Source organism: Sphingobacterium puteale, assembly GCF_003627955.1.
Taxonomy (GTDB): domain Bacteria; phylum Bacteroidota; class Bacteroidia; order Sphingobacteriales; family Sphingobacteriaceae; genus Sphingobacterium; species Sphingobacterium puteale.
On the sequence record NZ_RBWS01000001.1, the window covers coordinates 791,718 to 816,499 of the forward strand.

Genomic DNA, 24,782 nt, shown 5'->3' on the forward strand with positions numbered 1-24,782 from the left:
TGTCATATCCACCTAATAAACAACCCATTAGATTTACTATAATTCACACAGATATAGTTGTTTAACCACCAACTAATTTCACCCGATACCCTTCCTTAAGTAACAAATCATAGATCTTCTGCTTAAATTCACCCTGAATAACAATTTCCCCGTCTTTCACCGTCCCCCCTACTCCACATTTTTGTTTCAGGAATTTACCCAAGGCCCCCAGATCTTCCGCTTGTCCTATAAAACCTGTAACTAGGGTCACAACTTTGCCCTTCCGCATTTTGCGGTCAAGCTGCACTTTAAGGTTCTGCTGGTTGACAGGTAATGTCTCCGCTTCCTGAAAAAGATCGGCAAGCTGATAGTTAAAACTATCATCCGTTGAATATACAACGCCTTCGTAAGACTGTTTCTTATTTTTACTCATGATTTTAACAAATAATTTTTATCGCCTTTGGCATAATCGAAATATTTAGCTTATCGCCAAGTTCAATAGGCTCGCCATCCACATGTACCGGCGACGCCGCATCTACCTCAATTTCAATACTCTTGCCCGGGATGATCTCAACATAGCTTGACTGATCCGCGGATTTATTAAATAGGTGAAAAATCATTTTTGGTAGGATATATAAAGGGAACTTATGCACGATACAAACATCCAATATGCCATCGTTGACCGAAGCTTGCGGTGCGATATAAGCATTATTCCCATACTGGGGCGAGTTGGCGACACTGATCATAAAGGCCTGTCGTTCGTAGACTTTTCCATCTATCGTTAATTTATAATGCGCCGGCTGGTATTTGCTCAGCACATTAAAAACAGATTTCATATAGCCCAATGGACCGCGGATATTTTCGTTGGCAAAGTTTTCACTCACCGATGCATCAAATCCGAGTCCCGCTATATTAAAAAAACGTCGGTCATTGATAACACCACAATCAACTTCTATAGATTCAAAACGGTTTATACGGCGGATAGCTGCAGCTTCATTCATCGGGATACCTAAGTAGAGTGCCAGACCATTACCAGATCCTTCCGGAATGATACCCAAGGGTATGCCTGAACCAACTAAAGCAGACCCCAGCTCATTGATCGTTCCATCTCCACCCACCGCAATCACCGCATCGTATCCTTCCTGAACGGCCTGCAAACCGATTTCATAAGCGTGATTGGGCCTTGCAGTTTGCTGAAATGTAGGATCAAATTTCTGCAAATCCAGCACATCCAATACCTGCTTCTTAAAAGACGTTTTACGCTTTCCTCCTGAAATAGGGTTAATAACAAACAATATTTGTTTACGTTCTGACATATCCAAAGATAACGGAAATTACCAATTTCTTAAAATAATGTAATCTTTGTACGGCTTTAGCATCGCTTCCTACTCTTTTTAAAATTAAAAGACAAATTTGATTTTAAATATCCCACAAAGTATTGTAGCTTTGTCGCAACAAAAAATAGAATGTGGACTGATTTGCGTGCTGTTGCCTACACAAGCAACGACAAGGAGATTGCAACCACAGTAAAAAAGTGCTAAAAACCCTTCGCTATCACGGCTCTTATCACTTTGCTGTTATTTCATTTCTAGCGCAAATCCAATATTAAAATTACGTAAGGCATGGCTTATTTATTTACGTCAGAATCTGTTTCTGAAGGGCATCCAGACAAAGTTGCGGATCAAATTTCAGATGCATTAATAGACAATTTTTTAGCATGGGATGAAGATTCACGTGTTGCTATTGAGACTTTGGTAACGACTGGACAGGTCGTTCTCGCTGGTGAAGTTAAATCGAACATCTACTTAGATGTGCAGAAAATAGCCCGCTCTGTTATTCAAAGAATTGGCTACACAAAGTCTGAATATATGTTTGAAGCAAATTCTTGTGGTGTATTATCCGCAATCCATGAGCAATCTGCAGATATCAATCAGGGCGTGGACCGCAAAACAAGACAAGAGCAGGGGGCTGGTGATCAAGGCATCATGTTTGGTTATGCTAACAATGAAACGGACAACTTCATGCCCTTAGCCTTGGATCTTTCCCACCGCCTTTTATATGAGCTAGCAGAACTGCGTCGGGAGAACAATGAAATACAGTATCTACGTCCGGATGCGAAGTCACAAGTAACCCTGGAATATGGTGATGACCACAAACCAAAAAGAATTGACACCATTGTCATTTCTACACAACATGATGACTTCGCCACCGAACCGGTCATGTTGGACAAGATTACGCAGGATATCAAAACAATCTTAATCCCTCGCGTAAAGGCACAACTGAAGCCGGAGCTTCAGCTGTTATTCAATGATGAGATTAAATTTCATATCAATCCCACAGGTAAGTTTGTTATCGGGGGGCCGCATGGCGATACAGGGCTTACTGGCCGGAAGATCATTGTTGATACGTACGGAGGTAAAGGTGCCCATGGTGGCGGTGCCTTTTCAGGAAAAGATCCGTCAAAAGTGGATCGCTCAGCGGCATATGCTACCCGTCATATTGCCAAAAATCTAGTCGCGGCGGGTGTAGCAGATGAAATCCTTGTTCAGATCTCTTACGCAATTGGCGTAAAAGACCCAATGGGTATTTATGTGAACACCTATGGAACAAGCAAAGTAAATCTCACAGACGGTCAGATTGCTGATAAAATAGCTCATCTATTTGATATGACTCCTTATGGTATCGAAACTCGTCTTGGTTTAAGAAATCCAATCTATTCAGAGACTGCAGCTTACGGTCACATGGGACGAACTCCAAGAAAAGTAACGAAAGAATTTGAAAGTTCCACGGGAGAAAAGAAACAAATCGAGGTCGAATTATTCACTTGGGAAAAATTGGACTATATCGAAAAAGTGAAAGAAGAGTTCGGTCTATAAAGGACTAGCTAATAAAATAAAAAAGGGATGCAAGAAATGTATCTCTTTTTTTGTACCTTAATGGTTCTAAACCGTATCATCAATGAAAAGACGCAATTTTTTATTTGCACCTATGGTGCTCGTCACCGCACCCACATGGGCAAATCCGACGCAGTCAGATAATGACCTGCCCCCCAATACAATTATTCATGTTGTTAATTTTTGGCTGAAGAAAGATATCAGTGAAAAAGATAAAAAGGATTTTGTCGGTTTCTTTGAAGAACTCCGCAAAATTGACACGATCAAAACACTCAATTATGGCATTCCAGCACCGACAAATGCGCGAGCAGTCGTTGATAATAGCTTTGACTATACATTGATTGTCACATTCAAGGACCTTAAAGATATCACTATATACGAAACACACCCGATTCACCTGAAAGCAATCGAAAAATATCAGCATTTTTGGACGAAAGTCATGGTCAAAGATACTTCCATCATTAAATAAGCCCGCGTGCTTTTATCTCCAAATATTTATTGACTGAGTTGATCGTTAAATTTTCGGGTGCAGTATAGATCGTTTGAAATCCATTGCGGATAAGCTCTTGCACAATAAGCTGTTTCTCGTAGATAAATTTCTCAGCAATGATCTGGTTATAGATTTCGATGGTCTTTTTCGGAGCGCTTTTGGCTAAATTTTCTACTTCAACATTTTTGAAGACAATAACAACAATGATATGGCTCCGGTTTAACATGGAAAGGTAATTCATTTGCCTTCTCAAGGAGTCTAGTGTCTCAAAATTAGTATAGAGAAAGATCAGCGAGCGCTTATTGATATGAGCATTTGCATAGCTATAAAGTTTACCATATTCAGGTTCCTCAAAGTTTGTGGTCACTTGATATAGCGCTTCCGAAATCTTGAGCATTTGGTTATTTCTCTTTTCAGCAGGTATAAACACATTCACATCTTTCGAAAAAGTCAACAATCCAGCTCGGTCCTGTTTTAATATTGTCGCATTTGAAAGAACTAATGATGCATTGATTGCATAATCCAGTAATGTGAGCCCATCAAAAGGCATTCGCATAGCGCGCCCCAAATCTATAAATGAATAGATCGGTTGTGATTTTTCCTCTTCATATTGATTGACCATTAACTTTTTGACCTTCGCTGTAGCCTTCCAGTTCATATGACGATAATCATCCCCCTGAACATATTCCCTGACGTGATCAAACTCCATGGCTGAGCCAATGCGACGGATACGCTTTATTCCTAATTCATTAAGTCTATTGCTCGTCGCCAAAAGCTGATACTTCCTCAATTGAATATATGATGGATAACAGGGGAACTGCTGCGCCTGATTGGTTAAAAACCTTCTCTTAAAAAAACCAAACCGCTTCACCAGAGCGATACATCGGCCAAACTCATATATACCTCTTTGCGTTGGTCGCATCAAATAAGAAATTTCAGTGCTTTGATATGCGGACAAACGCGTAAAAAATTCATTGTTCCGTATCTGCAACTGTATCGGAAATTCTTCCAAGATTTCGATGGAAGCAGGAAATGGATAAAAGGAATTGATCATTAATTTCATCGGATTTTCATCGCCGTTGGATAATTTCTCTGGATATATCCTTGTAATTTCGACACGTCCGTTGCCGGAGAATAATACAATGAAATCAAAAATCAATACCGCCAGCCACAGCCAAAACACAATCCATGCAACAGTAAACAATCCCCTCATAAAAAAAGAGATTGCAAAGAACATCGCTATTCCCAACAAGGAATAGAAAAACTGATTGGTCAGAAAGAGCTGCTTTATTTTCGCCATTATCTTGGAATTTCTACCGAATTAATGATTTGATCTATCACATAAGCCGTTGTAAAGCCTTCCATTTCTCGCTCAGGAGTCAACATGACCCGATGCCCTAATACCGCAGCAGCCACTCTTCGAATATCCTCGGGTGTCACAAAATCCCGTCCGCTCAACGCCGCAGATGCTTTGGACGACTCCAGTAGCGCAATAGAAGCCCTCGGCGAAGCCCCCAAAGTTAAGCTCGGATTGGTACGTGTTTTTATGATCACCTGAGCAATATAATTTAACAATTCGTCATGTACAAAAATTGATTTGATCAGACGCTGAAAAGAGAAAATCTCTTCCGCCGAAACCACACTGCCAACTTGATCCTCTTTATTTGTTGCTTTTTGTGCATGATGCTCCTTCAAAATTTCCAATTCGTGCTGAAGTTCCGGATAATCCACATTGATCTTAAATAGAAAACGATCCAACTGCGCTTCAGGCAAACGATAAGTTCCTTCATGCTCGATGGGATTTTGCGTAGCGAAAACTATAAATGGAACAGGCAAGAGATAGGTATTTCCATCGACCGAAACCTGATGCTCTGCCATACTTTCAAAAAGCGCGGCCTGCGTTTTCGCAGGAGCACGGTTGATCTCGTCAATCAAAACAATATTAGCGAAAATCGGCCCTTTGCGAAATTCAAATTCATTGCTCTTTAGATCCAGAATAGATGACCCGGTCACATCTGAAGGCATCAAATCTGGGGTGAACTGAATCCGTTTAAAGTCACTACTGATTGTTTTGGCAATTAATTTTGCAGATAAAGTCTTCGCGACACCCGGTAACCCTTCTATTAAAGAGTGTCCGGACGCTAAAATCGAAATCAATAACATATCAATCAATTGATCCTGTCCTACAATAACTTTTTTTACCTCCGACTTTACCTGAGCCATTTTTTCATATAAACCCGATATATCAATTCGGTTTTCAAAAGATATATATTTATCGAAGTCACTCATATCATTTTTGCTTTATGTTTAAAATCTTCTATAATTTCATTGATCTGTCTTAATTGGGTCAAGTCGTGCATTTGTGTTCCCTGCATTCGAATTATTAACCCAATGAGCTGTTGTGTTTCAGCAAGTGGAACACCTGACCGCTCAGCCAATTCTTCACAGAACCCGTTTTCTCTTAACTCCAGTGTATCCATATGAAAACGGCTCCGAAGGTCGTGTAGAAAATAATCTATTTTTTTATCAACCATATTGCCCGGCGTGCCGTTTTCATAATATAAAGTCGCAATTGTTTCACAAAATTCTTTGGAAAGATTCGGCTCCGGTTTGACAATCGCCACCGCACGCTGTTCTCTTTTACTCTTAAACACAAGTAAAAGAATAAGTCCCCCCAACAGCACATACCAAGCTTGTCGTAATCCTTCATTGGTCAATAAAACCCGCAATGGAGTACGATATTGATCCATATTCGCCTTGAAATCATACCAGGCAATCGGTTTATCGTTTAAATATGATAATGCTTTGGCAGCATAAGCATATTGAGAAGCGGAGTTCAGTAAATAATAATTGCCAAATAAATCGGGAGTCAAATGTAGATAAAGTCGACCTTTACCAACGCTCACTTCGACGAAATTAGGTAATAAATAATCTTGATAAGTAATTCCCCCTAAAATAGTCGCATTTTTTGGCAATTTACTAAACACCTCGCTTAAGTCCGATTTAGCATAATGAATTTTAATATTCTCATTGGCCAGCTTCACTCTTAAATGACTTTTAATATCAACACCTTTCTTGTAACCATAGAAATCCTCCACTTTTATCTTTAGGGAATCCAAAAGAGTATAGTCAATCGTTTCAGCGATAATCATTGCTTTCCCCCCTTGAGACACATAGTCAAGTAATTTATTGCTGGCTGCTTCACCCAAGGAAAAATACGAGGTATAAAACAGCAGATTCATTGCAGTTCCCTGTGTACTATCCAGGTATTCATAGAGCGGGCGCTTGACATCTACATTGCGCTGATCAATTATATACTTTAATTCCTGCCTGAGCACATAGGCTCCAAAAGGATTTTTATCTTTTGCATCGAAAGTTCGATCCCAAATTATTGGTTTCTTGCTCGTCATATCGATGACGCCAATCAGTAGCAAAACAGCTCCCAGCAATATCAATCCAAATTTTACTGATCCTTTCATTTAATTTGATTTTGATATTGGTTAAACAGTTGTTCATAATGACTAAAGTCGGACTCTTTTAATTCAAATTGTCCAAACCAGACGTAGTCAAATACCCGGGTACATTCCTCGAAGCCCACACGCAAATCCTTATCTTGGAGCTCATTCGCAAATTCTGCATTTGTTTTACTATGCTTCCATTTGATATAACCTGCTTGTGCCAACTTTTGAATATTCAATAATTGTAGGTAACGAATTCCCAGCGCATAATTTTTTTGCGCGACAGCATCCCTAATATACTGACTGAGATCGCTGTTCATCAAATTTCTTTCCACATACGCCAATGTATCCAAAGCGTCTGCTTCATACTCATGTTTAATGAAATACTGGTTTTTATTGCATAATATCTTATAGAGCATAAAAGCCAGCGCTATTAACGCCAGGAAGGCAAATACATAACCAAATTCTTTGTTAAATTTATATGGATTATCCGGCATGATATCCCCGAGCCATTCCGAAATACGTTGTAAGATACGTTGCAATACACTTATTTTATCTTTAATATTCTCAGAATACACAAAATCATCACGCTCATATCGTTTGATAATTTCCGGATAGGGATCCATCTTAAAAGCGCGTTCTTGGCTATATTTAGGAATAGAATCAAATAAATGCGGATCCCAAAGGTCATCTTTTCTATCCGCTGCTTTAGCCATCGCAACGGAATCCACCATAGCAGAATCCAAAAGGGATGCAACAGAATCTACAGTCACCGAATCTGCAGAATATCTTTCTGAATCTGTCTCACGCGGTTTTGGATCACAGGCGCTCAATGAAAGCATGTATACAAAGAAAAAAACAAATAGTAGCCTATTCATTTCCACCTCCAATCTGATCAATCATCCCATAAATACGTTCCCCGAATTTGAGGTCCTTGGCCGTTTCGTAAATTATCCCATTGGCCAAGACACCGGACATATATAAAAATAACGTAAATAGAGTAATAAACATCCCGCCCAAGGTCATCAGTAATTTCCCCCAGGATGAATCAAAGAAGGCCGCTTCCATCCCCAAAAAATTATAAGATATCAGCGAAACAATTATTAAAGGAATTACAGAGATCATCATAACAGCCATCTGGAAAATAAAATTGACAATATAAGCCGCTACACCATATTGGATCAATTTTTTGCTCAGCATAACATAAGCATCTGTAAAACAGCTTCCCAAATCTGAATAACCTTCACGATAAAATAAAAACGAACTAAATAACCAAATTCCGACCATTGACATTAATATACCAATTGCAAAGCTTCCGATAAACGGGATAAATGCCGAGATTACAGCAACGATGGCGAGTGGTATAAAAACAACGATCAAAGCCAAGATCATCGCAAATAAGAACATAATATACTTACCTATATTTGCCCTAAAATTTCGTAAGACCTCCTTTCCTGTGAACAATGTGTTTTTACGTTCTTTCAGCAGAATAAAGTATTCGATAGAAATTCCATATACATATAATCCCAGCGCAATTAGAGCCATGATCAGTAATGCAGCCCAGGTAAATCCATCAATATCTTCAAATGAACTACTGTGTGCAGAGAACGTAATTTTTGTAGAAAGGAAATAATATACCAATGCTATTGCTGCTAGCGGTAATGCAGACAGCCCAAATATGGTCGTCACAAAATGTTTATAGATCAATTTAAAAAGATCAATAAAGCTCTGGACAAAATCGCCTATCTTTCGTTCTTTCTGAAATTCAAAATCTACTTCCATTGATATCGTTTTGCTAACCGATAGGGGTTAATAACATAAAAAAATAGTATTGCCAACAATGACAGGAGTATGATGAATATACTGAACCAAACAGATACGTTATAATATCTTGTTACAAAACCTTCTAATGTACCGGCGACGATAAAAAATGGTATCGTGCTGACCAATACCTTCATGGATGTCTTTGCTGTCTGAACAAAAGAAGCCATCCGGGTATAAGATTTGGGAAACAAAATGCTATTTCCGATTGCAAGCCCACACCCTCCAGCGACAACAATCACAGAAATTTCAATCGTGCCATGGATCCATATCGCAGACATAGCCTTCCCCATCACACCATATTGGAAAAACATCTGATGGAATGCCCCCAACATAATGCCATTGCTAAACAATATATAGCCCGTACCGATACTCAAAAACAGCCCAAAAGCAAAAGCCATAAAAGCCACACGGACATTATTGATTGTAATCCAGATCGCTGATCCAAAACTACTTCCTTTACCATAAACTGCAGCAGGATCGCCTGCTTTAATGCTCTCTATGGTGGAATCTACATAAAAATCTCCCAAAATAAGCCGAATAAAATCTATATCGTACATCGCCGAAAGGAAGCCAATCGCTGATGCAAGAACAAAAATCAATAGGGAATAAAAAAGCTGCCTACGAATTGACCAAATTGCCTGTGGAATCTCCTCGTTGATAAAAGACTTGAATCTACTATTGGAAGCCTTTCGATCCTTGTAGATTTTTTGATGTGCAGTTACAGCAAGTTCATTTAAATAATTTCGTACCTTACTATTGGGATAAAATGTCTGCGCATAAGCAAGATCATTTGTTAGCTCAATATAGTTCGATGCCAATTCATCTGGATCTACCTGTATGTTAATTGACAAATTATTTTCAATTAACGTCCATTTTTCTTTATTTCGTTCTACAAATGATGCTTCTCTCATTAATTTTTTTAACTGGCTAAACCAAATATATGAATAAGCTTGAGATAAACACAGCACAAAATGTAAAAATCCAGTATAATCTTGCTAGCCTAGGTTCGAGGATGATCGCATTTGCCATTGATTACTTTATTATTGTCTGTTACTTTTTCTTTTGTATGTTTCTGTTGGATGCATTAAATATCACAAGCAGCGACCCCTATCTTTTCTATGGTATTATAATGGGAATGACATTACCCGCATTTTTTTATACCTTAATTGCTGAAACAGCATTCGGCGGACAAACTATCGGTAAAAAGATTATGAAAATTAAAGTGGTGAAGCTTGATGGTTCACGCGCTGATTTTTATCAATACCTATCCCGCTGGACCTTATCAATCGTCGATATATGGATGACAATGGGCGGCATTGCAATTACCTCAATTGTGCTCTCCAAACATGGTCAGCGTATTGGGGATATTGCCGGAGAAACATCTGTCATTAGTTTGAAACCCAGTCTGAAGCTCAGCGATACCATTTATGAGGAAACTTTTGAAAATCATCCTATTTTGTTTCCTCAGGTCATCAAGTTAAGCGACAAAGACGCCAATGCGATCAAAGATGTCTATCAAACTGCATTTGATAGACGGGATGTAGGCATACTGACCGCCTTAGTTCAACGTTTAGAAACAATTATGGAGGTGAAACATCCCGAACAGATGACCCCGAATGATTTCGTTCTACAAGTCATGAAAGATCACTATAGCATGTTTAAGGATAAATAGACCTAAATACGCTCTTAAGTTCTGCACTTACGTGGTTAATGCAACCGATATTAGTCAAGTATTACATCTTTTGTAGGTGTACAATTGAATTAGCAGCACACAGTTCCCATTAGAAGGCAATGGAGATGTGCCCATAATTTGATTTTTGTGAAGGGCGCATTATGGGATTTAAATACAAGAAAGGACCGAATAATCGGCCCTTTATATGTTTTAGCTAGAAAATTATTAAGCTGTTACAGAAGCTGCCGAAGTTGGTATCTGACGATCAACTTTTTTAACTAAACCTTGTAAGACATTTCCCGGACCAACTTCCACAAATGCTGTGGCACCATCGGCGAGCATATTTTGTACAGTCTGTGTCCAACGAACAGCCCCAGTCAACTGTGCGATCAAATTTTGCTTAATAATAGCAGGTTCCGTTTGTGGCTGCGCATCAATATTCTGATAAATTGGACATCTCGGAGATAGAATATCCGTAGCTTCAATCGCTGTCTGCAATTCTACTTTAGCGGATTCCATCAGTGGAGAATGGAATGCACCACCAACATTTAATTTTAGTGCCCTCTTCGCTCCAGCCTCAGTCAATAAGGCACAGGCTTTATCGACACCTTCAATTGATCCTGAGATCACCAATTGTCCCGGACAATTGTAGTTTGCCGCGACAACAACATCATCCACTTTAGCACAAATCTCTTCTACGATGGCGTCCTCCAATCCTAAAATTGCCGCCATTGTTGAGGGTTGCAATTCACAAGCTTTTTGCATGGCATTTGCACGCTGGGACACCAATTTCAATCCATCTTCGAAACTTAAAGCACCCGCCGCAACCAATGCCGAAAACTCACCCAAGGAATGTCCTGCAACCATGTCTGGCTGAAAAGAGTCGCCTAATGCTTTCGCCAAAATAACAGAATGCAAAAAAATCGCAGGCTGCGTAACATTGGTCTGTTTCAATTCTTCATCCGTACCGGAAAACATAATATCCGTGATACGAAATCCCAAAATATCATTTGCTTTCTCGAATAAAGCTTTTGTTTCTTCATTTAAATTATACAGGTCTTGCCCCATCCCAACAAATTGGGCTCCTTGACCAGGAAATACATATGCTGTTTTCATCTGTTATATTTTTTCTTTAATGGCTGATAAGAGCTTGCAAGCTCGGTTTCATATTTAAGAATTACTGTAATCGCAAATATATAGAATTCTATCAAATATTAATCTTCCGGAACAAAACTCAACGACAACATCTTCCGGGGATCAAATACATCCTGTGCAATCGCCAAAAGGTTTGTACGATCTAAATGTTGTATTTTCTCGATCACTTCATTCAATAAGATAACGCGGTCATAATCCATCACATTCTTTGCCGCCGAAATAATCATACTCATTCTATTTTCTTCCGTCAGGGCAATTTGGCCAATAAATTTCTGCTTTGCCTTCTTCAATTTGATTTCGGAAAGTGGCTGCTCACACAGTTTATGTAGCTCTTTAAATACGAGTCTTTTAGCTTTTTCAACCTTTTCCTCATCGGTTCCCAGATAGATGCTAAATAATCCTGTATCTGAAAAAATCGTGTAATTGGATTCGATGGTATAGGCAATCCCGTATTTTTCCCGGATGGAGAGGTTAAGAATCGACCCCATTCCCATCCCGCCCAACATATTATTCAAAAGCAACAGGCCGGTTTTGCGCTCATCACGGTAGTCGTAAGCCAATGATCCGAGCATATAATGCACCTGATTAATGGGCTTGGGGACCTCAAGTTGCAGCGCTGTAATTGGTTTTACATCATTTCTGGAACGTGAAATTGCATGTTGCTCTATTTCTCCAAAGACCTTATGCAACAATTTCTCGACCTCTCGTAGACTGTAATTACCTGTGATACCGATCACCATCTCATGCGTATCGTAGTTTGAGCGCATAAAGTCTGTGATATCATTCCTTTGCAAGGCTAAAAGCTGATCTTCAAGTCCCAATATATTGTGTCCTAAACCAGAGCCTTTAAACACGAGATCTTCAAAATCGTCGACGATGGATTCTTCCGGGCTATCCAAATAAGAAGCCATTTCATCAACGATAACCGATTTTTCTTTGTCCATCTCCACCTCGGGAAAAGTAGAATGAAAGAAAATATCCTCAAATAAATCCAGCGCCCGGTGGAGATATGGTTGCAATATGGAGGCATGAACACAGGTATATTCTTTTGTGGTATAAGCATTCAGGTCACCACCGACAGACTCCAGATGATCGATAATCTGCTGCGTTGAACGTTTCTCTGTTCGCTTAAATAAAAGATGTTCAATAAAATGAGCAACCCCAAATTTACCCTCCGATTCGTCCCTTGACCCCGCATTGATGACCATACACACATGGGTTACCGGCAAATTTTGATATTGGAATACCACACGGATTCCATTTGAAAGTCTAATGATTTCGTACTCCATTCAGTTTATGAAATTTCTCTAATTGATGTGTTTACGCATAAATTTGCGCGGGTGAAAAGCAAAACCATTTTTCTTATACAGATGAATGGCCCGCTCGTTATGTTCCTCGACTTCCAGCAAGATCATTTTACAATTCTTTGATTCCAGGTAGGAAGTTACAAAATCGACGGCCAATTTTCCAAGCCCCATCCCCCGGGCTTTTTCGCCCACAAAAAGTTCATCGAGAAGCCCGACTCTTCCTTTGAATTCAAAACTAAAGAAATAAGCGACGATCATATAACCCAAAATATCTTCTCCGTTGCGAATCAACCAAGCTTGTCCAAGTTGAGGGTTATTAACAAAAAGATCAAAATTATCAATCGTTGTCTTGCGGTCGATATCGTACCCATCGATGGCATAAAACTCTTCCATCATAGCTACAATAGCCGGGATATCTCCAATTGCTAATTCATCAAACTTAATCATTTCGTATCTGTTTCTGCAAAACTAGGTATTTTTAAATGCAAAACGGTCATAGTGAAATCACTATGACCGTCTTTTATTCGTTATAAGATCGTTATTATTTACATACGTGGTGGACGCATTCCTCCTGGGAATCTATTTTCCCCTTCAGGATTACCCATCGCAAATTTCTGGAACTTATACGTAAATAACAGCATAAAGTAGCGTCCGAGACGGTTGGTACGGCTATCAGTAGTTAAGAAGCCATCTACCGTACGAGACAGATTTGTTTGTTGATTTAATAAATCAAATGCTTGCAGACGTAATGTCCCACGTTGCTCTTTTAAGAATCTTTGTTCTACATAGGTATTGATAATGAACGGATTGGAAGACAAGCCCTGACCATATCCCTGATTGAAAGATTTAGAGAGATCGGCGCCAAAAATAGTATTCTTCAGAATATTGTATGAACCAACTAAGGTTGGTGTCCAAGTCTGAATATCACTATTTCGCTGTAACAGACTATTTTCTGTATGTGTAAACTGGTAACGAACCCCGGGATTGATTTCCAGATTCTCAGAGGGGTTATAACGGAACATTAGTCCCTGAGTCAGGACGAAATTACGAGCGACGTTTTTCTGTCCGATATTGTCATTTTCATCAATTGAAGAATAGCCAATGGTTTTATTTACCGAAATCCCCCCCATCAACATCACGTTAAAGGTTTTTTCTTTCCAGGATTTACCATAATGATAAAATGAATTGATCGCATACGGACGATCTCCAGTCTCGTTTAAATAGCGTGTCTCTGAGATCAATGCCGAATCAATTTTTCCTGTTGTGGGATCTTGTTGAATAGGGCCGTAGTACGATTTGTTTAAGCTAACAATTTTATTGTCTGCCAGTGAACCATTGAGGAACACAAAGAAATTGTTTCCTTTCTGAAAGTCATTTTTGCGAAATCGTAGTTTCAAATCGTGGTTAAATTCTGGACTCAGACTCGCATTTCCATAAACAATATTTGTCGAGCTTGTGCTCAGATTATATGGCAATATTTGCGATACACCTGGTTCTGTCGGAGATCCAGAGTAGTTTACGCTTAAATTGGATTGACGTGAAAATTTATATTCAAAACGAGCGATCGGCATCCAGTTCATATTCTTGCGGGAAATCGGAATAATCTCACCCGAATTAATCGCTGATCCTGTCAATTGGGAGGGTTGACCAGCCACACCCACAGAGTACGTCACTTTATCATTGCTGAAGAGATAGTTCGCTCCGATTTTATGCGTTGTAAAAGCATAGTCATAATTATAGTCAAGGTTTAGCTTCGCATTTTCAAATGCGTTTTCAATAATACTGCTATCCTTATCATAACCTATTTGAGTGATATTATTGTTGTATTTATTTTTGTTAAAATCATAGGTTATCTCTAATTTTCCGTTTTTGGATAGAGGTTCAGTATAATTTACCGAAGCTCCGGCATTCCAGCTCTTATTGAGCGCATCCTGAACCGTACGCTGGTAAATGTTACTCATGGTTTGGTTGATATTGGACGGGTCGTAAATATACCTGTCGAGTATCTGATTTACGTCTTTATCTGTTTTGGCATTATTGTAATTGAAATTGAAAAACAAGTTACGTCCCTTGTCATTCAGTTTACGGTTATATAAACCACTGATCCCAAACCTTGGCGCGGTGGAATTTGTTCCAGTTGTTAGTACTTGCTTATTATCCAAAACATTACTTAAATAAGTAATGGAATTGGTTATCGCATTATTATTCCCGTCATCATAGCCAAACTGTGGCACTAGCTTAATGTAATCCTTCGCGGTGGGCTTCCACTCTACGTTTGCCTCAAAACGATGATTTCCGCCAATGGTATTTGAATTTGCATCTACGCTATCCGCCTGCGACCGACCGGGCGTTGCATTCACAATATATCGTTGCGAGAGTGTTGTATTATTGCTATGGCTATAACTATAGCTACCATAGGCTGTCAATTTATCCGAAAAATCCTTACGAAAATTAAGTCCGATGGAGCCTATTTTGGTCAGACCGTCTGAGCCACCAAACATACCGCCGCCGCGACGTCCACCACCACCCTGGCCGCGTCGGGCACCGCCACCCGTGGTATTAAAATCAAACAGGGGCGCATTGGTGTTGTTTAAATTTCCGAGAACAGAAATCTGCTCGCCTTCGCGCATTCCCATCCACATTCCTGTTGCCTGATAACGGTCTTCGGTACCGTAGCCCGCACGGAGTGTCGTCATATGACCTTGGTTGTATTTAGGATCAATCTGAATGTTCAGTACTTTTTCGGAATCGCCATTCTTATTTCCTGTAATATTGGCCATGTCCCCGTAGTCATCGATAATCTGCATTTTTTGGATAATATTGGCAGGAAGGTTTTGAGTGGCGGTTTTTACATCTCCACCAAAAAAGTCCTTACCATTGATCCGCACTCGTTTCACCGATTCTCCCTGAGCAGTGACATTACCATCTTTATCCACCTCCACGCCCTGTAGTTTTTTTAAAGCATCTTCCGCAACGGATCCATCACGTAATTTCAGGTCCTTCATCGTGTACTCTAGGGTATCACTTTTCACAACTACCGTCGGCACCCCATCCACAACGACTTCCTCAAGCATTTGAGAATTCTGTTGTAAAGTCAGACTTGGGATAATGTATTTTACCTCTCCCTTCGGAAAGCCGAACTCTTTTTCAAAACGTTCAAAGCCTAAATTAGAAACAGTAATCTTAAATGTATCTGCCTTGATCTTATCAAAGATGAAAATCCCGGCCATATTTGAACCTGCAGTCATGGAATCCAATTTTGAAGTCAACCTAACTGTTGCTCCCGCAATAACGCGGTTTTTATCGTCTTTCAACATTCCTTGTACACTTCTCGTCTGACCATATACGGTGCATCCTGTTAACATACTCAACAAAAAAAGCATGAAGCCTCTCATAATACTTATTTTTATATTTCTATAATTGACAAATTCTTGACTGAAGGATCCTGTTTTATTTAACCCATTCCTCCGCTGTCCATGCTCAACAGCACATTCAATATCTTTACAAAAGAAGAGATTATTAGTGTTAATTAATGTAAAAGGGCATTATTCACACAGAAGTTACAATGCAAAACTCTAATTTTATTTGTACTTTCGTTCATTTACAGAATAAAAGATGCTACTATCATATTATCAAGATCAACAGGTTGAAGCCGGGTGTGACGAGGCAGGTAGAGGTTGCTTGGCAGGACCGGTCTTTGCGGCAGCAGTAATTTTCCCTGCCGATTACCACCATGAGCTTCTCAACGATTCGAAAAAACTAAGCGAAAAAAAACGCATGGCATTGCGCCCGATTATTGAACGGGAAGCACTGGCCTATGCTGTGGCGAGTGTCTCAGCGGAAGAAATAGACCGCATTAATATTCACAATGCCAGTTATCTTGCCATGCATAAAGCATTGGATATGCTACAGATAAAAGCAGAATATATTATTGTGGATGGAAACAGGTTTATTCCTTACCAAGAAATCCCCCACTCGTGCATCATAAAAGGTGATGGCAAATATCTTTCTATTGCAGCGGCCTCCATCTTGGCTAAAACCTACCGAGATGAATACATGGACAATATTGCTTCGGATTACCCCGCTTATGATTGGCTTAATAATAAAGGCTATCCGACTGTAAGACACCGGACTGCGGTGCTTGAATACGGGTCAACACCACATCATAGAAAAAGCTTTAGAATAACTGATCCACAGCTCAAATTATTCTAAAGCTTCAACCTTTAAAAAAGAAACAGCTTGCTATGCAGCTGTTTCTTTTTTTGTCTCCCCTAACGAGAAATATGCTGCTGCCACTATTCCTAATCCAAGGATAATCGATGATATTAAAGTCAAAAGATTCCCCATCTTATGTGATTCCGGATCAAAGATAAATTCGACTTTATGTGTTCCTGATGGCAGCTGTAAAGCTCTCAGCAAATAATCTGCACGGATAATTGGTATTTCTTTTCCATCGACATACGCCTTCCATCCTTTATCATAAAAAACTTCAGAGAATACCGCAAATGCGTCATTGGTAGCTGTGTATTCGTACTGCATTTTATCAGGATGGTACGATGTCAGTTTAATTTCCCCTGTTGTAGCCGAGCTGGACGTTTTTGCTTTGATTTCATTCTGATACTGTTGATTCACAAAAGCTTCTTTACGTGGATCAAAAGAGCTGATCGCCTGCATTTCTTCCGCATTTCCTTTTACAAAGTTTATTTTATCCACAAACCAGGCATTGCCAGCCGCTGTGCTCCGTCTCACGATACGCTGCGATTGATTTTGAGGATCTGTTGTGATCAAGTAACGCACATTGAACATATCCAGCACATCTTCATTGAGCGCTCCGTTGAATTGATTCTCCAAGATTTCCTGAAAACGCATTAATTTAGCGGCATGATACCCCCCTAATGATTTATGGTAATAGGAAGGACGGGCATCAGAAAATGGATCTGTTGTCAGGTCAAGGACGCGATAACTTGGGTCTTTATCCATCAAGATCAATTGGTCAACCTCACGTTGCTGGAATACCTGCTGTGCAGTCGCTCCCTTCTCCATAAAGGATTTATCATTCAAAAAGCGTTTATCTACGCTCCACAGATCGAATAGGAACAAGACAAGCAAAGTCCCCAATAACGCCCCTTCACTGACCTTCCTTTTGAGGTAAAACCAAACAGCCCCGAATGTGAGCAATACAATAACAAAGGAACGATAGGCATCCTTACTTGCGATATCTTTACGGTCCAAAACCAGTTGATTCACCATCTCTGTCGCAAAAGATTTATCACCAATCTGTTGTGTGAAAGACTCTATTAAATTATTATGACCGGCATTTCTGAAATTCAAGAACAGATCCGGCAGCAAACCGATCAGCAGACAAACTCCACCGATACCAACAAAAGTATACAGCACTTTCTTGTCCAGGTTTGGAATTTCTTTGGCCCGTGTTAGCAACTCATTTACTGTCATAATAGCCATCAGCGGCACTGTAATTGAAACGAGTACCAAGATGGATTCCACGGCCCGAAACTTGTTGTACATCGGGAAATAATCAAAAAATAGATCCGAAACCAGTGTAAAGTTCTTTCCGAATGACAAAAGCAAGGCTAATACAGTGGTCGTCAGTATCCACCACTTTAGGCGGTTCTTAACAATGACAAGTCCCAGAATAAACAGGAAGAAAATGCCAGCCCCAAAATACCATGGCCCTGAAGTAAAACGCTTATCACCCCAATAGGTCGGCATTCCTTGCGCCATCTGTCCTGCCTGAACCGCAGATGCCCCCCCTTTTTCCATAAAGAACTTGGCTACATGTGACTTTTCATCCAATTGACCACCACTTGCTCCTCCATAAGCATTAGGAATCATAAAGGTCATGGTCTCGCCGACACCTTGGCTCCACTCGTAAGCGTATTCCTTATCAAGTCCTTTTTCTTTTGTATTGTTATTATCGACCTTTGTAATGTTGGCATGCCCGCGTGTACTCAGTTTACTATACTCCCAGGTAGGCAATAAAATAGAAGCGTTGACCATCAAAGCAATGATAACCGCAATCACTTGTCTCCCCGAGGCGATAAAGAACTTCTTTAGTTGTTTTTGCTTGATCGCATCGACTAAGGTAAAAATAACGTATACCATCAAGGCCATTAACAAGTAATAAGTCGTCTGTAAGTGATTGACACGGATCTCTAGGGAGAGAAATAACGCCAGCAGTACCGGCCCCCACAGCCTGCTTCCACGGTAACACATGATCACCGCAGCGATGACGGGCGGTATAAAAGCGATAGCATTGGCCCGGGTGATATGTCCTGCCTCTATATAAATAAAGTTGTATGATGTAAAGGCTATTGCCACTGCGCCCACCGCGGCGAGCCAGGGTTTGATGCGTAATACGCTAAAAAGAAAATAAGCCCCCAAAAGATAAAACAACACAGTGTCCATTGGGCTTGGAAAAACAAATTTGACGGCTTTCAGCATATAAGTGCCGATGTTATTTTCGTTCGCTTGCCAGATCTGATAGGTTGGCATTCCTCCAAACATGGAATTCGTCCACATAGGAGCTTTCCCATCTTTGGCTTTATAGTCAAATAATTCTTTTTGCCCAGCTTGCGCCTGCACCACATCCGATTGAGCAAGAGTCTTTCCCTGCCAGACGGGCGTGAAATAAAAAAACACGAGCACAATGAATAGCGCAATAACGATTAAATGTGCTGAATTTACCTTAAACCAATTTTTCATTTATCCTCTTAGGTTGTTTACAAGTCTTAAAAGCCAAACTTAGATAAATTTGTTTTTATATACAATTATAATTATGACCAATCTATTAAATATGCCTCGCTTGATCCTAGAAAGAAAAGATCACAGAAAGTGTAAGGCCAATCGCGCGATTTCCTCACTTAATTAATACCGTAACGACAGTTCCTGAAAATGAAATGAGACGCCTTTTGCAAAAAAGGCCCTAATTAAAATTAGGGCCAATCTGGATTTATTTCATCTTAACGGCAGTTCCCGTTGCCCCGACCATCATCATTCCGCCTGTTCCTACAGTCTGGAAATCCAACCGAACGCCTACGACAGCATCGGCTCCTAACGCCCTAGCACGGTCTTCAAGCTCACGCAATGCTGCCTCACGGGTTTCCTGAAATGCACGCTCATAAGAATTAGAGCGACCACCAAAAAAATCCCTAAAACCGGCCATCATATCTTTAATGGCATTCGCTCCAAGAACAACCTCTGAAGAAACAATCCCTAGATAACGATCGATCTGGTGCCCCTCGATAATACTTGTTGTTGTTAATAACATAATTTTTATTCTCCTTTTTGAATTAACTTATTAATATTGGACAATTCGCCAAAAACAACCAAGATGTCACCTTCTGCCATTACTGTTTCAGAGGTGGCAATACCAGATGCTTCCTTTTGTTCCTTGGTAATTCCGTCCTTAATTGTCTCTGTAATCTTCACTGTTGTCAGTACGATAATTTTATAAAGGTTGGTCAGATTGGCCTCCCGCAATGTCATTCCAACATAACGCTGTGGCACCTTTGTTTCTACGATGGAATACCGATCTGATACCTTAAATGAATCAACAATATCAATATTGTCCAACCGCATTGCCAATCGCTCTGCGGCTTCTTCCTCTGGCATGATATATTCATTGATCTCCATAGCTTCCAAAACTGTCTTCTGTAGATCAGATACGATACGGCCAATGATACGTTTTACTTTTAGTTGCTTTAGGAGTGCAACTGTCATGAGCGATGCGCCTTCATCTTCTCCAATGGCGACAATGACAGCATGAGCGTCTTTTAAAGGCAGCGAAGATACAGCCTCCCGGTCTGTAGTATCTAGGCATACTGTATGCGTGATCTTATCTTTGAGCTGCTCTACAATAGTTAGATTTCGATCCGCACCGATGACTTCATGACCGAGTTCGGTAAGATGGACACCCAATGAACGTCCGAAGTGCCCTAACCCTAAAACAATATACTTCATAACTCAAACTAAGATAAATTTATTTTATTTGCAAGTCTAATCGCTTTACAAATAGACGCACTTTGATCTTTTGTATCTCTATACATAAGAAAAAAATTAAAACAGGATCTTTTCTTCCGGAAATATAATATTTCTACGGGTCGTATTTTTAATAAATGCTACCAACAAGGTCAACATGCCTACACGACCAACCAGCATGGTCACGACTATGATCAATTTTCCCCCCATGCTTAAGGAAGGCGTTATTCCCAAACTTAATCCGCAGGTCGTATATGCCGATAAGGATTCAAAAAGCAAATCTTTCATGCTTTTGTCCGGATCGGTAAAAATAAGAATAAAAAAACTCAGCCCAACGACAAGGAATGACAATAGGATAATCGCAAAAGCCTTATTCACGGATTCACTCGCTATTCTCCTTTTAAAAATTTCAATATATTCTTTTCCTTTTGCCAAAGAAATGATATTCATAAAAGATAGCGCCACTGTCGTCACTTTTACCCCACCTCCAGTAGACCCCGGAGAAGCTCCCACCCACATCAATACCATAATCAGAAAAGTAGTTGGCGCGCCGACGAAACTCAGATCAATGCTATTGTAGCCCGCCGAACGCGCAGCATTTGCCATAAAAAACGATGTTGCCCATTCTCCGTCAAAACCTTTTTCCAAAGAAAGTGTATTCTTGCGTTCTAAAAAATAAAAGAACAGCGTTGCTGCAACAATAATTATCGCATTACATAGCAATACTAATTTGGAGTTAAAACTAAAGCTCCACGCCTTATGTTTGTAATTTTTCTTCGTAACCAAACGGTGATACCAAAGCAATATTGACTCCTTAAGGTAGGTATAGAAGTTCAGTACAATTCCAAAGCCTAATCCACCAAGAATAAACAACGAAGAGAGCGCCAGCTGAAATGGATAGTTGAACTTATAGGCCTCATTGGTGATTCCGCCAGATAAAATAGAGAATCCAGCGTTACAAAATGAAGAAATGGAATGGAAGATGGAAAAGAAAATCATACTCCCCATATTAGGGAAATTAGCCTTTTCAAGGGTACTAAAGATCAATACCGCACCTAGAAATTCAAACAATAGTGTAATAAATATCATGGTCAACAAGGTCTTAATCACCGAGGCCACTTTATTTTCCCCCAATATTTCGCCAAACATCAATTGGTTTTTGAATGAAAATCCGCCAGAAAAAAAATAGCCAAAGAAACCCGTAAAGGTCATGATTCCGAGTCCGCCGACTTGTATCAATACAATAATAACGGTCTGGCCAAACATGCTAAAGTTGGTCGAAATATCTGCTACGGATAATCCAGTTATACAGACAGCACTGGTCGCCATAAATAAGGCATCGACAAAACTGAGCGGAGCTTCTATTGTTGTTCGCGGTAGCATCAATAGGACTGTCCCGATCAGGATAAGCACAAGGAAACTGATGACAAACAGTATGGTGGGGTTAAAATAAAAATTATCGAAAAAGAGGGTACTTTTGGATAGCTCAGCGATAAAAATAATATAAATACCCAAGTAAATCCACTGCTCACGGGAAAAAACAGCTAGTGCTTCAATTCCGGCAAAACGGGCTATCAAAATAAAAATAAAATAAATCAGGATGAGCAGTCCGGAGTAATGTTCGACGGCAATTTTTTTCAGCGCATAAATGGATGATGACTCCCGCAACGCAATCATAAAAAAAAGCACAAAAAATAAGTAATGAATTGTCTTGCCCAGTAATATGCCCAACATCGGGTCTGTGACATAACCTACGTTGAAAATCACAATTGCAGCACAAATCATGCTGGCGTACAACATGATCTTATCTACTAGACCGTTTTTATATTTGAAAACAAATCGAACAAAACTTAATATCGAATCTATCATTATAAACCGCAAACTAAGATAAATTTGCCTTTATTCAAAAATCTATCTGCATCTTCTCCTCCTATGGGCAGGCTATTTCCACGTGAAACGGAATCTGCCGAGGCTTTTGCTCCACCCCTGTCCCCTAATCCCCAGGATTTTCTTTCTCCAATTCCTTTTCAGCCTTCTCTCGGTCCCGTTTTCGTTTTTCTTCTATTTTAGCGGCTGCTTTTGCCTCCTCTTCTTTTTCCTCCTTTAGCAATTCTTCGGCAGTTTTATGCTTTTTAAATATCCCCGAGAATAATTTCTTCGCTTTCTCCACTCCGCTCACGACCTTCTCAACACGATCAGCCGTATTCATTAATTTTGCCTCGCGCTCTGGTCCTAAACCAACACATTGCTTGATACCCATCAGCAAACTTTGCCACATTGCTTTAAAGAAAGGATGATAGGGATCCCTATGTTTGTTGATATGCCCTATCGTGTATTTACCATACAGGTCGGGGTTGCCGGGATTGAATAAAACCTGATTGACCATGAAAGAAAGAAAGCCTTTCTTTTCCCTGCGTCCGTCGTCGCCTGTTTCAGAGAGTATATTAACCTTTAGATCATTGTAATCCATTTTAAACGTTCCTTTACTCCGGTAATCATTAGCCCAGATATCAAATACGATTTGTCTCAGGTTACCAGACTTAACCTCAACATTCAGCAGTGGCCGAATCATTTTATTAACAACTGTTAAATCCATCTGTCCAAGACTCCCTTTGTAGGTATAAGCTCCAACTTTAGAGGTCATATCAAAAACAAAATTGGTCACGAGCTTTCCTGAATTCATAAAATTAGTGCTCAGATTAGCCCGCATGAGTTTCTGTTTCAACAGCTTTGTCGAATCGTTGGTCACATTCAATATTGTACCGTAGGTATGATTGAAAGTGATGGTTCCTATCTGGCTATATTTATCGCTCATCTCGGAATAAGAAATGCCAATATTATCCAAGATCAGCGAATCAATTCCCAACCGGGTTGACATCTGCATCAATTTCATGTGTGGCGCATTTCCGATCTGCCGGGTGGCAGGACTTTTATAATGCTTATCGCTATAAATAGAAAGGTGCCCATTCTTTAAGAATGCTTTTTGTGCATAAACCTTTTTATCTCTGGAAAGCTGTCCAAAATTGAACTCCTCCAGTTTAAGGGTGTCCATTTTAAAAACAACATAACTCCCCCCTTCTCCTTTCTTCTTGTAGTAAGCTGCTTTATTTAACGTCGGTTGGTAAGCCACTTTAGTCAAAAGGACATTTCTTTCTTTACTATTGATCTTAAGCTTATCAAAATTGATTTTATAAAATCCATCCGGAGTTTGATAAGTAAAGCCAGGCACTTCAATGTCGATCATCTTCGTATGATAAAAACGCTGACTATCTTGTTCCGAAGTTGAATCAATAAGAACGTCATCAATCCGCACTTTCACTTTTTTTATTTCAAAGTCCTGATGTACACCCTTTTGCACCTGTGTATATTTAAAATCTATATTATTCAAGTTAACAGCTTCAACGTGAATCTTCTTTAAATTATCTTTTATCTTCTCATACAGGGGTTTCTTAGGACCCTGGCTTACCGTATCATTATAACTGTGCACCTCATTGATAACATGTATAGTAGGCGTATCTACAGTAACATCGTGTAAAAAAAGCTCTTTATCCATCAGCACCTTACGAATGCCAAAACTTTTAATCTTAAGCTTGTTGATGATTATTGCATAACGATTGTCCGGAGCCTTTTTCAGAAGCTCCAATTTCTTATACACTATACTATCAGGAATTAAATGAAGGTTATCAATGGTCAGATTCCCCAATGCCAGATTAACATGGATATCGTCATAGTGAACTGTATACAGGCTATCAGTTGCCTGCAAAACCAACTGTTTTATTTTGGTATCCAGCAGCGGTTTCCATTTATTGCTAAAATACATGATGCTTCCGGTCAAAGCCAGAAGGGTAAACACAACAATTCCAATGATCCACTTAAAAATAGGCTTCATAAAGTCGTAATCTCTTTGTAATTTAGTCTTTATTTTATTGAATAGCAAACAAGATCAATTCCCATTTTGTTTCAACCACTATTAAATAAAGCAAATATGCAGCTCCGAACACGACT

At 39.8% G+C, this 24,782-nt stretch carries 21 protein-coding genes; 4 read left to right on the forward strand and 17 right to left on the reverse strand.

What is annotated here, in order from left to right; genetic code table 11:
• Positions 1-61: 61 nt before the first annotated feature.
• Both D7322_RS03020 and D7322_RS03025 read right to left on the reverse strand, forming a co-directional pair.
• On the reverse strand, positions 62-412 hold the full coding sequence (locus D7322_RS03020; protein ID WP_121121129.1) for a translation initiation factor: 351 nt from the start codon (positions 410-412) through the stop codon (positions 62-64).
• A 4-nt stretch (positions 413-416) separates the two neighbouring features.
• On the reverse strand, positions 417-1,295 hold the full coding sequence (locus D7322_RS03025; protein WP_121121131.1) for a diacylglycerol/lipid kinase family protein: 879 nt from the start codon (positions 1,293-1,295) through the stop codon (positions 417-419).
• 306 nt (positions 1,296-1,601) lie between these two features.
• Here D7322_RS03025 and metK point away from each other — a divergent pair, with 306 nt between their 5' ends.
• Together metK and D7322_RS03035 are read left to right on the forward strand one after the other, a co-directional pair.
• Entirely contained in the window at positions 1,602-2,855 is a 1,254-nt protein-coding gene (gene metK, locus D7322_RS03030) for a methionine adenosyltransferase (protein ID WP_121121133.1), read from the forward strand.
• Between the two features lie 82 nt (positions 2,856-2,937).
• Complete coding sequence (locus D7322_RS03035) at positions 2,938-3,342, forward strand: Dabb family protein (RefSeq protein WP_220700006.1); 405 nt, start codon at positions 2,938-2,940, stop codon at positions 3,340-3,342.
• On the opposite strand, the gene D7322_RS03040 is transcribed toward D7322_RS03035, so the two are convergent.
• Genes D7322_RS03040 through D7322_RS03065 form a run of 6 tightly spaced genes read right to left on the reverse strand, consistent with a single transcriptional unit; the run spans position 3,335 to position 9,556 of the window.
• Positions 3,335-4,663: a DUF58 domain-containing protein gene (locus tag D7322_RS03040; protein ID WP_245971235.1), complete on the reverse strand. Its 1,329-nt coding sequence runs from the start codon at positions 4,661-4,663 to the stop codon at positions 3,335-3,337. The two genes, D7322_RS03035 and D7322_RS03040, sit on opposite strands and share 8 nt — an antisense overlap.
• On the reverse strand, positions 4,663-5,652 hold the full coding sequence (locus D7322_RS03045) for an AAA family ATPase (protein WP_121121135.1): 990 nt from the start codon (positions 5,650-5,652) through the stop codon (positions 4,663-4,665). The genes D7322_RS03040 and D7322_RS03045 overlap by 1 nt, the downstream gene beginning before the upstream one ends.
• Complete coding sequence (locus D7322_RS03050; RefSeq protein WP_121121137.1) at positions 5,649-6,842, reverse strand: DUF4350 domain-containing protein; 1,194 nt, start codon at positions 6,840-6,842, stop codon at positions 5,649-5,651. The genes D7322_RS03045 and D7322_RS03050 overlap by 4 nt, the downstream gene beginning before the upstream one ends.
• The gene (locus D7322_RS03055) at positions 6,839-7,699 is read right to left on the reverse strand and encodes a DUF4129 domain-containing protein (protein ID WP_121121139.1); all 861 of its coding nucleotides are present in this window, start codon (positions 7,697-7,699) and stop codon (positions 6,839-6,841) included. The genes D7322_RS03050 and D7322_RS03055 overlap by 4 nt, the downstream gene beginning before the upstream one ends.
• Entirely contained in the window at positions 7,692-8,603 is a 912-nt protein-coding gene (locus tag D7322_RS03060; protein WP_121121140.1) for an ABC transporter permease, read from the reverse strand. Before D7322_RS03060 ends, D7322_RS03055 begins: the two co-directional genes overlap by 8 nt.
• Positions 8,594-9,556, reverse strand: coding sequence for a stage II sporulation protein M (locus D7322_RS03065; RefSeq protein WP_121121143.1), 963 nt, complete (start codon positions 9,554-9,556; stop codon positions 8,594-8,596). Before D7322_RS03065 ends, D7322_RS03060 begins: the two co-directional genes overlap by 10 nt.
• Before the next feature lie 29 nt (positions 9,557-9,585).
• On the opposite strand from D7322_RS03065, the gene D7322_RS03070 reads away from it, so the two are divergent.
• A complete protein-coding gene (locus tag D7322_RS03070) occupies positions 9,586-10,317 on the forward strand; it encodes an RDD family protein (protein ID WP_121121145.1) in 732 nt (243 codons plus the stop codon).
• Positions 10,318-10,542: 225 nt separating this feature from the next.
• Here D7322_RS03070 and fabD read toward each other — a convergent pair whose 3' ends face one another.
• The 4 genes from fabD to D7322_RS03090 all read right to left on the reverse strand — a co-directional run bounded on the left by fabD (position 10,543) and on the right by D7322_RS03090 (position 16,174).
• Positions 10,543-11,433: an ACP S-malonyltransferase gene (gene fabD / locus D7322_RS03075; RefSeq protein WP_121121147.1), complete on the reverse strand. Its 891-nt coding sequence runs from the start codon at positions 11,431-11,433 to the stop codon at positions 10,543-10,545.
• Between the two features lie 98 nt (positions 11,434-11,531).
• Positions 11,532-12,761: a M16 family metallopeptidase gene (locus D7322_RS03080; RefSeq protein WP_121121150.1), complete on the reverse strand. Its 1,230-nt coding sequence runs from the start codon at positions 12,759-12,761 to the stop codon at positions 11,532-11,534.
• 18 nt (positions 12,762-12,779) lie between these two features.
• Positions 12,780-13,226, reverse strand: a complete 447-nt coding sequence (locus D7322_RS03085; RefSeq protein ID WP_121121152.1) for a GNAT family N-acetyltransferase — start codon at positions 13,224-13,226, stop codon at positions 12,780-12,782.
• 98 nt (positions 13,227-13,324) lie between these two features.
• Positions 13,325-16,174: a TonB-dependent receptor gene (locus D7322_RS03090; protein WP_121121154.1), complete on the reverse strand. Its 2,850-nt coding sequence runs from the start codon at positions 16,172-16,174 to the stop codon at positions 13,325-13,327.
• A 220-nt stretch (positions 16,175-16,394) separates the two neighbouring features.
• On the opposite strand from D7322_RS03090, the gene D7322_RS03095 reads away from it, so the two are divergent.
• Positions 16,395-16,991 (forward strand): ribonuclease HII, encoded by a 597-nt coding sequence (locus D7322_RS03095; protein ID WP_121121156.1) that lies wholly within the window; start codon positions 16,395-16,397, stop codon positions 16,989-16,991.
• 30 nt (positions 16,992-17,021) lie between these two features.
• Here D7322_RS03095 and D7322_RS03100 read toward each other — a convergent pair whose 3' ends face one another.
• The 5 genes from D7322_RS03100 to D7322_RS03120 all read right to left on the reverse strand — a co-directional run bounded on the left by D7322_RS03100 (position 17,022) and on the right by D7322_RS03120 (position 24,666).
• Entirely contained in the window at positions 17,022-19,502 is a 2,481-nt protein-coding gene (locus tag D7322_RS03100) for a YfhO family protein (RefSeq protein ID WP_121121158.1), read from the reverse strand.
• A gap of 247 nt (positions 19,503-19,749) precedes the next feature.
• Positions 19,750-20,067: a YbjQ family protein gene (locus D7322_RS03105; protein ID WP_104383460.1), complete on the reverse strand. Its 318-nt coding sequence runs from the start codon at positions 20,065-20,067 to the stop codon at positions 19,750-19,752.
• Between the two features lie 5 nt (positions 20,068-20,072).
• A complete protein-coding gene (locus D7322_RS03110) occupies positions 20,073-20,759 on the reverse strand; it encodes a potassium channel family protein (RefSeq protein WP_121121160.1) in 687 nt (228 codons plus the stop codon).
• Between the two features lie 96 nt (positions 20,760-20,855).
• The gene (locus tag D7322_RS03115; protein WP_245971236.1) at positions 20,856-22,646 is read right to left on the reverse strand and encodes a TrkH family potassium uptake protein; all 1,791 of its coding nucleotides are present in this window, start codon (positions 22,644-22,646) and stop codon (positions 20,856-20,858) included.
• A 124-nt stretch (positions 22,647-22,770) separates the two neighbouring features.
• On the reverse strand, positions 22,771-24,666 hold the full coding sequence (locus D7322_RS03120) for a hypothetical protein (protein ID WP_183078588.1): 1,896 nt from the start codon (positions 24,664-24,666) through the stop codon (positions 22,771-22,773).
• Positions 24,667-24,782: the final 116 nt, after the last annotated feature.

Coding starts and splice junctions, on each gene's coding strand:
- D7322_RS03020 (WP_121121129.1), bottom strand. CDS start 412: ATGAGTAAAAATAAGAAACAGTCTTACGAAGGCGTTGTATATTCAACG.
- D7322_RS03025 (WP_121121131.1), bottom strand. CDS start 1,295: ATGTCAGAACGTAAACAAATATTGTTTGTTATTAACCCTATTTCAGGA.
- metK (WP_121121133.1), top strand. CDS start 1,602: ATGGCTTATTTATTTACGTCAGAATCTGTTTCTGAAGGGCATCCAGAC.
- D7322_RS03035 (WP_220700006.1), top strand. CDS start 2,938: ATGAAAAGACGCAATTTTTTATTTGCACCTATGGTGCTCGTCACCGCA.
- D7322_RS03040 (WP_245971235.1), bottom strand. CDS start 4,663: ATGGCGAAAATAAAGCAGCTCTTTCTGACCAATCAGTTTTTCTATTCC.
- D7322_RS03045 (WP_121121135.1), bottom strand. CDS start 5,652: ATGAGTGACTTCGATAAATATATATCTTTTGAAAACCGAATTGATATA.
- D7322_RS03050 (WP_121121137.1), bottom strand. CDS start 6,842: ATGAAAGGATCAGTAAAATTTGGATTGATATTGCTGGGAGCTGTTTTG.
- D7322_RS03055 (WP_121121139.1), bottom strand. CDS start 7,699: ATGAATAGGCTACTATTTGTTTTTTTCTTTGTATACATGCTTTCATTG.
- D7322_RS03060 (WP_121121140.1), bottom strand. CDS start 8,603: ATGGAAGTAGATTTTGAATTTCAGAAAGAACGAAAGATAGGCGATTTT.
- D7322_RS03065 (WP_121121143.1), bottom strand. CDS start 9,556: ATGAGAGAAGCATCATTTGTAGAACGAAATAAAGAAAAATGGACGTTA.
- D7322_RS03070 (WP_121121145.1), top strand. CDS start 9,586: ATGAATAAGCTTGAGATAAACACAGCACAAAATGTAAAAATCCAGTAT.
- fabD (WP_121121147.1), bottom strand. CDS start 11,433: ATGAAAACAGCATATGTATTTCCTGGTCAAGGAGCCCAATTTGTTGGG.
- D7322_RS03080 (WP_121121150.1), bottom strand. CDS start 12,761: ATGGAGTACGAAATCATTAGACTTTCAAATGGAATCCGTGTGGTATTC.
- D7322_RS03085 (WP_121121152.1), bottom strand. CDS start 13,226: ATGATTAAGTTTGATGAATTAGCAATTGGAGATATCCCGGCTATTGTA.
- D7322_RS03090 (WP_121121154.1), bottom strand. CDS start 16,174: ATGAGAGGCTTCATGCTTTTTTTGTTGAGTATGTTAACAGGATGCACC.
- D7322_RS03095 (WP_121121156.1), top strand. CDS start 16,395: ATGCTACTATCATATTATCAAGATCAACAGGTTGAAGCCGGGTGTGAC.
- D7322_RS03100 (WP_121121158.1), bottom strand. CDS start 19,502: ATGAAAAATTGGTTTAAGGTAAATTCAGCACATTTAATCGTTATTGCG.
- D7322_RS03105 (WP_104383460.1), bottom strand. CDS start 20,067: ATGTTATTAACAACAACAAGTATTATCGAGGGGCACCAGATCGATCGT.
- D7322_RS03110 (WP_121121160.1), bottom strand. CDS start 20,759: ATGAAGTATATTGTTTTAGGGTTAGGGCACTTCGGACGTTCATTGGGT.
- D7322_RS03115 (WP_245971236.1), bottom strand. CDS start 22,646: ATGATAGATTCGATATTAAGTTTTGTTCGATTTGTTTTCAAATATAAA.
- D7322_RS03120 (WP_183078588.1), bottom strand. CDS start 24,666: ATGAAGCCTATTTTTAAGTGGATCATTGGAATTGTTGTGTTTACCCTT.